Source organism: Hahella ganghwensis DSM 17046 (genome assembly GCF_000376785.1).
In the GTDB taxonomy this organism is placed as follows: domain Bacteria; phylum Pseudomonadota; class Gammaproteobacteria; order Pseudomonadales; family Oleiphilaceae; genus Hahella; species Hahella ganghwensis.
Map to the genome: position 1 here is coordinate 40,976 of NZ_AQXX01000098.1, position 12,078 is coordinate 53,053.

Here is a 12,078-nt window from a genome sequence, read left to right on the forward strand (position 1 = left end):
ATTACGCGCGCTTAATGTAATCGTTTGTAACCATTGATTCACGCAACCCCCTGAAATCCAATGGAGATTCAATCAACCTGCTCAAGGAAGATTTCTTTGATTACCAGTCTCAATCCAAAGAAAAAAGTTCGCGTTTTACCTGTCACTGTAGCCATTAGCTCAGTACTGATGACCGGCCTCGCCCACTCTGCTTCCCCTACTGCCGTTGATGACAGCAGAACGGTTCCGGCGAATTCCAGTATCACCATGAATGTACTCGGTAACGACTTTGACACCGATGGTGATCTGCTGAATGTCACAAGTGTGATACAGCCTCAGCACGGTACAGCGACAGTCAATTCTGACAACAGCATTACTTATGTACCAGACGCTGACTACCAAGGACCAGACAGCTTCACCTACTTTATTGAGGACGTGTCACCCCAGTCGTCCGTGGCTTCAGCGATTGTGTCGATCAGTGTTACTTCGCCAACCACTTATATAGATAAAAAGTCCAATACGGCCAATGTCGCCACAACATTAACCGGAGCCTGTACTGACCTTCAGGATAAACCATCTGATGAACTATCCGGTGCCCAGCAGGACTTACTGGATCGATGCCTGGAGCTATCTGAACTCGAAATCAGCAATCCCGAACAACTCGAAGAAGTCGTCCGTCAGATCGCGCCGGAAGAGACGACAGCGAAAATGAGAACGGCCACCAACTCCAGCCGTACTCAAACCCAAGCAGTCCAACAACGTATCGGATTACTGCAAAATAATGCCGGCTCTGTATCCTTCAATGGACAGTCGCTCAGTGGCAGTCTTGCCGCTACATCTTCGTTTAAAGGCGGAAGTGCCGGCGACACTCCAAGCACCTGGTCACGACTTGGTCTGTTTGCCTCAGTACAACAGGAAGGCGCAGAGCACGATCAGACTACACTGGAATCCGGCTACGAATATACCGGTAACAATCTGACCATCGGTGCCGACTACCTTATACGCAATAATCTGGTCCTTGGTGGAGCCTTTGGCTGGACCCAAAGTGACACAGATCTTTCCTCCGGCAATGGTAACTTTACCTCGGATGTGTACACCTTTATCGCCTACGGTACCTATTTTACTGACAGCTTCAGTATCGACCTGCAGGCCGGATACGGCAGCATGGATTTTGAGTCCGTACGCCGCATTCATTTTACGACCACCGATGAAACCGATGTATCTGCTACTGGCTTCACTTCCGGTGAGCAATTCCTGTTTAACGGACAGATTGACTGGGCCTGGAATAGAGAGGCATTGTCCATACTACCCTTTGCCCGATTTGACTATGTTAACAGCCAGATCGACGGTTACGGTGAAAATGGTGCCGGAGGATTGAACATGACGATCAGTGAACAAACGATCGATCAGTTAACAGTCTCCGCGGGCTTTCAGACGACCTACGCGATCAGCAATTCTTGGGGGGTGCTCATTCCTACAGCCAACGTTCGCCTGCTCAGCGAAGTCGAATCCAACCGGGATGAAGTATTCGGCCAGTTTGCTTCTGACCCGGATCCGGAGAATCGCTTCGTATTGTCTGCGGATGATGCGGATACGCTGTACTACCAAATTGGTGTGGGAACCTCTGCCGTGTTGAAGGGCGGAATATCGCTTTTCATTGAATATCAGCAACTCCTGGGTCAGGACAACTTGTCCACCTACCAGATTCAGTCGGGAGTTCGTTGCGAACTTTAAAATGGCTATTTGAACGTTATTATCAGGGACAGACCGTGTTAAGCAATCTCAAAACACTCATCATACTCATACTGTTGACGACCGTTCTCGCAGGTTGTGGTGGTGGCTCTTCGAGCACCGATCTCAACGAATCATCAGGGACAGATTCTTCTGCCGGTGGCGGTGGCTCTCCTACAACGGATGACGGCGTCAAACACTCCAACGATAACGGCTCGCCAACCCAGAATACTGCCAGGCCGGATGTCTTTGCCGGTATCGATCAGTATGCAGATGCCAATGTCGCTTTAACACTTTCTGGCAGCGCTCAGGGGAAAAACGGGGCAGACATTGTTCATACCCAGTGGACCCAACGCTACGGCCCTGCAATCGACATCCCCACGCCACAACAACTATCCAATATTATTGTGACTCCGGATGTTTCTGAACTACAGAGATACACATTCGAACTGGTCGCCACTGATTCAGACGGCAATATCAATTCCGATACCGTCAATATTTTTATTCGGCCTCTCTATAGCGCCGTCAGAATCACGAGTAACAGTGTTAACGAAAATGCAGGTTATGCGGAACTGCGGGTGATTCTGTCCTCCCCCCAGCAATCCCCTCTGACACTTGAATATAGAACCCAAGAAGGCTCTGCACGCTCAGGGGATGATTTCATCCATAGTTCAGGTTCAATTACGTTCGAACCAGGAACGACAGAAAAAACAATTCGCGTCGACATCGTTGATGACTACAACAACGAATACGATGAGATGTTCTACGTGAAACTGTCAAACGTTAAAAATGGGTCTATTGCCCAAGGCACAGGGACCATCATTATCCGACGCGGTGAAGACCAGACACCAGACAGAAAAGCTCAATCCATCAGGTTTTCTTCTCTAGGCCCCATTGATATTGAAATCGGAGATACCTTCACCAACGAGGCAATGGACGCCAGTGAGACCCAACATGGTACCGGCGCCATCAGTTATCTTTCCAGCAAGCCCGCCACAGCTGCCGTGGACCCCAATACAGGACAGGTACAGGCATTCGCTGCCGGTGAGGTTGTTATCACTGCGACCAAGCAGGCTGATGCCAACTTTCATTCAGCGAGAACCAACTATACCCTGAAAATTCATAAACACTCACAGTCCCTTGAATTTAAACATACAGGGCCAGTAGATATCGAGATTAACACCTCTCTCAGTAATCCTGTTGTTATCGATCCGAACCAGTCTCCGGGCACTGGCGCGGTTTCCTATTCATCCAGTGACGAAAGTGTTGCTGTGGTCGACCCAGTGACAGGGGAAGTGACTGGCATCAGCGTCGGATCTGCGGTGATTACCGCAACAAAAGAGGCAGATCCGGATTATTCGGAAGCGACAGCCACCTATTCGTTAACCGTGTCACTGCCATCGACCGGTCGACTGCCACAAACGATTTCCTTTGGCTTGGATAACTCCGTAGAGGGTTACGTCAATGATACGATGACGTACGCTATCACCAACACAGGCTCCGGTATCGGATCTATCACTTACGCTTCCAGCCAGCCTGGTATTGCCACCGTAGACGCCTCTTCCGGAGAGGTCACACTTATCGGGCCTGGCACAACCACCATTACAGCGACCAAAGCCGGCGACACCACCTATTTGCCTGCCAACGATACCTATAGCCTGACGGTTCTTCGACTGCCTCAGGATATTGAGTTTACCAACCCTGGTCCGTTACGAGGGCATGTCGGCAGCCAGATCAGCAATACCATCATTGCCGGCAGTCCGGGAACCGGCCTGATTACCTATTCGTCCAACAACCCCAGTGTCGCCATTGTCGATGCATCCAAGGGAACCGTCACTCTGGTCCAGAATGGCAGCACCACTATCACCGCCACAAAAGCGGCGGACAATGTGTATGACCAGGCCACAGCCAGCTATCAGGTGACCGCCTTCAAGCAAACGCAATCCCTGGTTTTCAACGATGCCGGCCCTCTCTCAATTGCGGCGGGAACCACTACGACCAATACTGCTAACGGCGAAGGCAGTGGCCAGATTACCTACTCAAGTAACAACACCTCTGTGGCTGAAGTAGATCCAAGCTCAGGAAAGGTCACAGGTATCGCACACGGCTCAGCTATCATCACCGCCAATATCCAGGCAGACTCCCAGTACGAATCTGCTACGGCCAGTTATACGATTAACGTCGACCGTCAACAAAACACGCTGAGTTTTGCTGACCCGGGCCCGGTCACTGGGAAGATCCATGAAACGGTCACCAATATCGCCAGTGGTCCCGGAACCGGCACCATTACATACTCATCAGCCAATACTTCCATCGCCACTGTTGATAGCAATACCGGAAAAGTGGAAATGGTTGGAGCCGGCACCACAATTATTACAGCCAACCAAGCCGCTGACAGTGTATACAGCGCCGCTTCCACTAATTACAGCCTGAGGGTCAGCAAACTTGATCAAACGCTTACTTTTACAAACCCAACAGGCATATCAGGAATTGCGGGAGAACAACACAGTAACCCGGCATCAGGCCAGGGTACAGGCACCATCGTTTACTCCAGTGCCGATACCGGTGTAGCCCAAGTAGACAGCAATGGCCGGGTAATGCTGGTTGAGCCTGGAAATACCATCATTACCGCGACGATTGCCGCAGACTCAACCTACAACTCAGCGACATCTGATTACAAGGTGAGCGTTTCGCACGACATCACACCCGACCCATTTACCCTGGGCTCCGTCACAGACGCTGCGGTTGGCTCCGACGCCTATTCCAACACCGTTACCATTTCCGGTCTTTCCGGTCCTGCAGATATCAGTATTACCGGGGGTAGCTACTATATTGGCGCAGGGAGTCCTACGAGCAGTCCGGGTGTTGTCAGCAATGGTGACACTGTAACCGTCGTTATTCCAGTGACCTCTTTGGGACAAACCCTGACCGCGACCCTCACCGTAGGGACCTATAGCGACACTTTTACAGTGACAGCAGAAGCTTATGACAGAGAGCCTGACCTCTTCTCGATGACGCCGATTACCTCAGCACCACCTAATACCAAACAACTTTCCAATATTGTGACGGTATCCGGCGTCAATACCGATGTCATTGTAAAAGTGACGAACGGTGAGTATTCAAAAAACGGTGGGGGTTTTACCACGACACAAGGAACGGTCAACAATGGTGACACGGTACAGGTAAGAACCGTATCCTCCAGCATCGATGGCGAAACTGTTAATGCGATTCTGACAATAGGCACAATGTCCAGCACCCTTCATGTTACCACTGAGATCAGCAATCAACCTCCAACAGTGTCTAACGTTGTACTGACAGATGCCAACGGTGGGGAGGCTGTTTCCGGTGACGTTATAAAACTCACCTATGACTATACTGATGCTGAGAATGACGCAGAAGGAAACACTGCGATTCGCTGGCGTAGCAACGGTAACGTCATCAACGGACAGTCGGGAATGGACTATACCCTGACTGCCAGCGATGTCCCGGGGAAAATATCTGTTGAGGTTACACCTGTTGCTCAGACCGGTGAAACGCAGGGAAGCACTGTCACAGCTGAAATCGCTACAGGGCCAGCGCCAACTCTTACTGACAATGCCATCTATATTGACAGCAATATGAACGCCAATATGGACGCAGGAGATCAATTGATTCTCTCATTCAGTAGCCTGGTGACAGCGGACCAGGGAAGCGAAGATGACTTTAATATGCCGGTCAGTGGTGACAGCCTTGGGACAGGTGCAACACTATCAGCGACATCAGTGTCTAGCGTCACCAATCAAGTGACCATTAGTCTGGGTGATTTTCCAAACTTTTCTACCTTTGGAATCTTTGATTCTTCGGCGACTCACAATGGTGCATCTTCAGGTATCGACGTAGCATCAAGCATTTCTGGCAATTCGGTGAAGGACTATCGAAGCGGCCTATCCGCAAAGGCCTCTACACCCGTTGATATTGTTCCCGGTTTTATAGATACCAACCAAAGACTGGGCAATAGTGACAGCCACTCAGTTGCCCTGGGTGACATGGACAACGACGGTGATCTGGATATGGTGGTAGGAAATCACGGGGCAAATAAGATCTGGCTGAATGACGGTGATGGCAACTTTACGGATTCTGGTCAGAACCTGGGAACATTCGATACTGAAGTGATAAAACTGGCTGACGTTGACAGAAATGGTTACCTCGATGTTATCACGTGTAATTTTTCCAATGAGGGGACCAGAGTCTATCTTAACGACAATCAATTCAAATTCACTGACTCCGGCCAGATATTGGGAGATGGAGCCTGTCGTGATATTGCAGTCGCCGACGTAGATAATGACCAGTTTGTCGATCTCGTTGTTGCCAATGTCGGAACCACAGGCACTAAGAAGCTTACCCGAGTATGGATAAACGATGGCAATGGCGGCTTTAAAGATACAAACCAGGAATTAGCCACAAACGACAGCATTGAAGTCGAGTTAGGAGACCTGACAGGGGATGGAATTCCTGAGTTGCTTATAGGACTCCAAGGGTCCGATGCCCGCGTTTTCAGTAATAATGGTGAAGGAACTTTTTCAGAAAGTTACTCACTGACTGACGCTGGATCTTCAACTGATATTAAAATAAGAGATATCGACGGTGATGGAGACTTAGACGCGATATTGGCTAACGGCTTTTCACCATTAATTTTCACCAATGATGGTGAAGGACTATTAGCGCTTTCCAAAACACTGGTAGCTTCACGAGACTATGTAGAGTTTGCCGATGTCAATGGCGATAACTTGGTAGACTTAATTTCTACGGTCAGATCACATTCTAGTTTTTCCTTTCATACTAACGATAATACTCCCTCATTTGGTAATGCATATTCTGTTTCTACCGGAGGTACAGCCGCCTTCGCTATCGCTGTAGGGGACATAGATGGTGACGGAGACGACGACATCGTACAGGCTTCCGGCTCCTACTTGGAACGCAGCATCGAAAACAGGGTTTACAAACACTCTCTGTCAGGCTCTTATCCCGTTATCACGCCACAGTAGTTTTACCTGTGCAAGCATGAGAGACAGAGTTGATTAGCCAGATCTGATTGGCAGGCAATTGGCGTAAAAAAAGCCTCTGATATTCTCAGAGGCTTAATTTTTTCTAAACAAATAAAAGGCGCTGCAACTAGGCTCTGCTGTGAACCCTAGAGTTTGGTATCTCATCTAAAGAGATAGACTACCCTGCGACCTGAAGACATTGCTCAGCAATTTCCGCACAATCGGTCAGACCGGAACTTTCGAGCTGCTGCATGCAGGATAAACAAATGATGGAGGAATTCACGCCGACGGTACTGCCGGGTACTTCCATCCGGTGAGATTGCCATTCTATAAAACTGCTCTGACCACAGTCTTTGCAAACATATCTTGATAGGTCTTCCATAACGTCGTCCCTGATTTCCAGTGTGCTGAACACACAGGTTGATTAAAAATCCATCATATCCCCTGACCCTTTGGAAGGCCACAGACAGTTTTGAAAAATGTTAACGAGTTAGCTATGTATTTATGCTTACTTCTGTGGTGCAGTCAGCTCCGACGAATAGTGCATCTTTCTCTGCTGGTCGACGATAATGGCATCTATTCCCGGTAACCGTTCCACAAGTTCAAGACCCTTCTCTACCCCCAAAACAAAAACGGTAGTGGAAAGTGCGTCAGTGGTGGTTGAGTCTGGCCCTATAATAGTGACGCTCTGAACCTCCCCGGCTGATTTACCGGTCTTCGGAGAAATGATGTGATGGTAACGAACCCCGTCCTGAACGAAGTAACGTTCATAATCCCCTGAGGTGGATATGGCAACTTCTTCCAAAGGCAGTAAAACCGCACTCGCATCTTCTCTTCTGGGGTCTTTGATAGCCACAATCCAGGGTTTTCCGAGCTTATTCCCAATAAGCCTGGTATCGCCACCGGCACTTACCAGGCCAGACGTTATACCCGCCTTTTTAAGGATACCAATAGCCCGATCGACAGAATATCCCTTGGCGATCCCTCCAAGGTCGATATAAACATGTGAGTGAGAAAAGTATATGGTGGACTTTTGCTCATCGATCACCACATGCCGGTAGTTGATAGCCTCCAGATTAGCCTCAATCTGACTTTGATCAGGTGCCCGTTTATTCCGATAGTCATAATAGCGGCCGATGGAGGCATAAGTAATATCGAAGGCACCATGACTGAGTTGTGACACCTGTAGTGATTTCTTAATCAGTTGAATTAGCTCGGAGCTTACTTTTACCGGCGCCTTTGATGCCAAACGATTCACTTCGGAAAGTTCGCTGCTTTCTATATAAGGGCTCATTGAGGCTTCAAGCCTGAGAAATTCTTCATGGACCTGATCAATCAGTTCGTTGGCCTGCAGCTCTGTCTCTCCCCAGAGTTCAACATGGATGCGCGTTCCCATCCCATTCCATGAGCGCTCAAACCACTGCGCATTAGCCGTAGAAGTCAGCAACAGTAATGCCACACATACAAAGCCGCACAATCTATCCAGACTATTCAGACTATTCAGACTATTCAGACAAGAGACTTTGACATTGGGTTGCCCTGAGATTCGCTCCATATTTCCATCCAAAAACACGATCAAAAACTTTCTCCAAGGAACAACATCTGACGATACTGCATAAACTTTACGTGGCGACCGCATTCTATCGGCTTGGAGGAAAATCCAGAAACCATTCCTGCAGAAAAGCCACACATTTTACCAGACTCGGCGGCAAATGATGCCGGGCAGGATATAAAGCATAGAGTACCAGCCGTGGCCTATTAGCCTTCGTCAGAATCTCGACGACCTCACCTGCTTCCAACATTTGCCGGCATACAAAGTCCGGAACAAAACCAACCCCCAGACCAGCCTTAACAGCCTCCATCATAAAAGGTGTACTGTTGACTCTTAAGTTTCCCGTAACCTGCACCCCTTCGCCCAAAGGCCAAACATCCTTTCCCTGAAAATAGCTATAGATAAAGCAGTTATGCTGCGCCAGATCCTCAGGCTCAACAATTTTGGTATGGGACGCCAGATAGGACGGCGCAGCACAGACCCGATAGCTAAACTCCGTCAGTGGTTTACCCACATATCCAGTATCAATCTGCCGACTGGAAGCCCTGAATCCCAAATCGAACCCCTGCTCAATCAAATCGATGGGCTCATCATCCAAATGAATATCCAGCTCAATTTCGGGATATGCAGCCATAAACTCTGCCAGCACTTTGGCAAGATCGGTTAATCCAAGTGCCATTGGCGCATTAATCCGCAGCTTCCCTCTGGGAAGACTCTGCTGATACTGAACATAACTATCCGCATCAGAGAGCTTTATCAGAATTTCCCGACAGTGCTGCAGATACCCTTCTCCCACCGGAGTCAGTTGGATACCCCTTGTGGAACGATGCAGAAGACGAGCCCCAATCTGGTCCTCCAACCTGGAAACTTCTTTACTGATCATTGATTTTGAAGCATTCAGCTCTTCTGCCACCCTGGTGAAGCTACCGGTTTCAGCCACTCTGACAAATAACTGTATCGCTCTGAGTTTATCCATGCCTGTTTCCATATTGAGAACAACAAGTTCTCATTGTCGCTATTTTTCCAACCATAACAGTTTCCTAAAATCTCTTCACGCTCTCCACTACCAGAGAGACCAAGTCACTCAACCTTTAGGAAAATACATCATGTACACACTCTATTACGTACCAGGCGCCTGCTCTCTTGCAACACAAGTTGTTATCAGAGAGCTGGGCCAGGACATCTCGCTCATCAATAAGAATGAAGTGAACGACTTCAGTGACATCAATCCCGTCGGTACCGTGCCTGTCCTGGTCGATAACGGATTCAAAATACGGGAAGGTGCAGCCGTCATGCTCTACCTGCTGAATAAGCACCCGAATCGATTCCTGCCGGAAGACAGTATGGCGCGGACAAAAGCCACTCAAGACATCATGTTTGCCAATGCCACAATGCACCCTGCCTACAGCCGACTCTTTTTTATTGCTGGCAATATGTCCGACGGAGAAGCAAAAGACCAAATTTTTCAAAGTGCAGCGTTAGCAATCAACCAACTTTGGGCAGTCGTGAACGATCAACTAAACGAGCAACCGTTCCTAGGTGGCAGCAATTATTCAGCGGCCGATATCATGCTGACGGTCTATTCCCGGTGGGGTGAACATTTCCCTGTCGACATTCACTTTGGAGCCAATGTTGAAAAAATGCTCGCGTCTATTCAAGAGCTTCCAAGTTTCCGTATGGCAGTGGCGGCGGAACACTAATCCGCCTGACATAAATTCAGATATACAGAGGCACTTGTGTATCTGCCAAAACGATACAGGAGGCACATAGTGACGGATCAATTACCAGGTATGACGGATCAGGCAACCTTTCACAGTCTGATGACGATGCTGAAGGACTACTTTGACGGGCTATATTTTGCTGATATCCAGAAGCTCCGGAAAATCTTCCACCCGGATGCCGCACTGAAAGCCCCGGGTCAGAGACGCTCAAGGGATGAGTGGTTGCAACAGGTTGCGAATCGACCCATTCCGGCTGAGCTTCAATCACCTTACCGCTTCCGTGTACTGTCACTGGAAGTGATTAAGGATCAGGCCATGGCGAAAGTGGAGTGTCCGCTGTTTGACTACTTCTACGTGGATTACCTGGGATTTCTATATGAAAACGATCACTGGCAAATCGTGAACAAGATGTATACCGATATATCTGACACTTAACGCCATCAACACTAAAAATGTCGGTATTCACCAGGCTTTCATACAGGCCTGACTTTACAACTAATTTTTGAGGTTTTACCCATGCCCTATGTCAACATTAAGATTACTAACGAGACGGTTAGCCGGGAGCAAAAATCGCAGTTGATTAAAGGTGTCACCAAACTGCTCGTGGAAGTATTAAACAAAAAACCGGAGACCACTTTTGTCGTCATTGACGAAGTGGATCTGGACAACTGGGGAATCGGATTCGATCAGGTATCTGAGCTCCGTAAAGTGCCGTCAGACTGACGATCTCGGGGATAGTGAACCAAGGTAATGACTTTGCATCCAGCCGATACCCGGAAAGTATCGGCTTGCCGTTCTATTACAGCGACCAAAACCAGCACAGCTTACAAGTCCACAGAAATAGCGACACAATTGTCGACCCTCCCACAACATATTCAGAACAACCGAAATACAGATCGTGCGAAAGCCGGGCCTGACAGCCTCTAACCGTCAACCATCAGACAGAGCGAGTTTTAAGCCTAACGCACCAAACGCTCCTGCAAATCCCCTTTTCAACCAGCGCATGACACCCGGCTTGGAAACAACATATCGCCTTGTCGCAGAGGCACACGCGCCGTAACCCAAAAATACGACAAAGGTCAATAACATGAAGATGCCTGCCAGTTCCAACATGAATTGAGTGGCATTCGGTGCGTTGGCGGGAACAAACTGGGGAAGAAATGCCAGAAAGAAAAGGGAAAGCTTGGGGTTTAGTATATTCAACAGTATGGCATTGGTAATGATACGGCGGTTATTGCTTTCGGAAGCGTTTTCATTGATTTCCATAACACCACCTGAGCGAAGAATTCCCCAGGCCATATAGAAGAGATAAGCAACCCCGAGATACTTGATTACCTGAAAAGCCAGTGCGCTGGTGTGCAGCAAAGCTGCCAATCCGGCAATACTTGCCGCTATATGAGGAACAATCCCCAAAGTACAACCAAAGGCAGCGACAGCACTTGCCCGTCCTCCCTTGCTGAGCCCAAAGGCCATGGTGTACAGCACACCGGTTCCCGGCAATAGTACAACCACCAGCGAAGTCAGCACATATTCCAGTGTCATGCTAGGTTTCCCCCACTATATCCTTGGATCATTCCCTGTTTTTCAAAAGAGCCAGGACTCATAATCCTGTATCAACGACATTGACAGTCAGAGACTGATTACTGTATCGAGGATACGAGACAGAGACCAGATATTGACCCTGAATTTTTATTGAGAATCATTATACCTATATTATTGAGAAAATATTCTGGGGACCAATTGCCGATGGCGAGATCAGAATAAAAAAAACCCGCCAAACGGCGCAATGCTGTTCACTTAAGTGTTTGAGTTAGCGCAGGGCTTAATAGAAAATCCAATGATGGAAACATCATCGGATTTTTTATGGATTTTCAGCAAGACCTGCTCGACCTCAGCGACCTCTTTAACTTCTCAGACCTCAGCTCATTTACTCAAAACATCCCCGTCGAATGGGTTGAATCTGCACTGCGTTTGAGTGCCTCCGCGACGATTAGAAGGCGCCGACTACCATCAGACCAAGTACTTTGGCTTGTCTTGGGGATGGCAATGTTTCGGGATGAACCCGTGCATG

The 12,078-nt window shown here is 48.5% G+C and carries 10 protein-coding genes; 6 read left to right on the forward strand and 4 right to left on the reverse strand.

The genetic code is table 11. The features are described 5' to 3' along the window. Window positions 1-96 precede the first annotated feature (96 nt). Window positions 97-1,713: an autotransporter domain-containing protein gene (locus F566_RS0109110; protein WP_020406679.1), complete on the forward strand. Its 1,617-nt coding sequence runs from the start codon at window positions 97-99 to the stop codon at window positions 1,711-1,713. Continuing rightward, window positions 1,701-6,734 carry an Ig-like domain-containing protein gene (locus tag F566_RS0109115; protein WP_026179872.1) on the forward strand — a complete coding sequence of 1,678 codons (5,034 nt, stop codon included), beginning with the start codon at window positions 1,701-1,703 and terminating at the stop codon, window positions 6,732-6,734. The genes F566_RS0109110 and F566_RS0109115 overlap by 13 nt, the downstream gene beginning before the upstream one ends. Window positions 6,735-6,912: 178 nt before the next feature. Here F566_RS0109115 and F566_RS0109120 read toward each other — a convergent pair whose 3' ends face one another. The 3 genes from F566_RS0109120 to F566_RS0109130 form a co-directional block, all read right to left on the reverse strand. Next, window positions 6,913-7,116, reverse strand: coding sequence for a hypothetical protein (locus F566_RS0109120; RefSeq protein ID WP_020406681.1), 204 nt, complete (start codon window positions 7,114-7,116; stop codon window positions 6,913-6,915). 126 nt (window positions 7,117-7,242) lie between these two features. Beyond that, window positions 7,243-8,289: an FAD:protein FMN transferase gene (locus F566_RS0109125; RefSeq protein WP_157496715.1), complete on the reverse strand. Its 1,047-nt coding sequence runs from the start codon at window positions 8,287-8,289 to the stop codon at window positions 7,243-7,245. Window positions 8,290-8,374: 85 nt separating this feature from the next. Further along, window positions 8,375-9,262 (reverse strand): LysR family transcriptional regulator, encoded by an 888-nt coding sequence (locus F566_RS0109130; RefSeq protein WP_020406683.1) that lies wholly within the window; start codon window positions 9,260-9,262, stop codon window positions 8,375-8,377. A gap of 130 nt (window positions 9,263-9,392) precedes the next feature. Between F566_RS0109130 and F566_RS0109135 the strand changes: the two genes are divergently transcribed. The 3 genes from F566_RS0109135 to F566_RS0109145 all read left to right on the forward strand — a co-directional run bounded on the left by F566_RS0109135 (window position 9,393) and on the right by F566_RS0109145 (window position 10,730). Beyond that, a complete protein-coding gene (locus F566_RS0109135) occupies window positions 9,393-9,986 on the forward strand; it encodes a glutathione S-transferase family protein (protein WP_020406684.1) in 594 nt (197 codons plus the stop codon). A gap of 69 nt (window positions 9,987-10,055) precedes the next feature. Next, window positions 10,056-10,442 (forward strand): nuclear transport factor 2 family protein, encoded by a 387-nt coding sequence (locus F566_RS0109140; protein ID WP_020406685.1) that lies wholly within the window; start codon window positions 10,056-10,058, stop codon window positions 10,440-10,442. Window positions 10,443-10,523: 81 nt separating this feature from the next. Next, complete coding sequence (locus F566_RS0109145; RefSeq protein ID WP_020406686.1) at window positions 10,524-10,730, forward strand: tautomerase family protein; 207 nt, start codon at window positions 10,524-10,526, stop codon at window positions 10,728-10,730. 207 nt (window positions 10,731-10,937) lie between these two features. Here F566_RS0109145 and F566_RS0109150 read toward each other — a convergent pair whose 3' ends face one another. Continuing rightward, window positions 10,938-11,549 carry a LysE family translocator gene (locus F566_RS0109150; RefSeq protein ID WP_020406687.1) on the reverse strand — a complete coding sequence of 204 codons (612 nt, stop codon included), beginning with the start codon at window positions 11,547-11,549 and terminating at the stop codon, window positions 10,938-10,940. Window positions 11,550-11,870: 321 nt separating this feature from the next. Here F566_RS0109150 and F566_RS36265 point away from each other — a divergent pair. Beyond that, window positions 11,871-12,078, forward strand: a 208-nt coding sequence (locus F566_RS36265) for a transposase domain-containing protein (RefSeq protein WP_020406688.1), incomplete at its 3' end; no start/stop codon positions are given.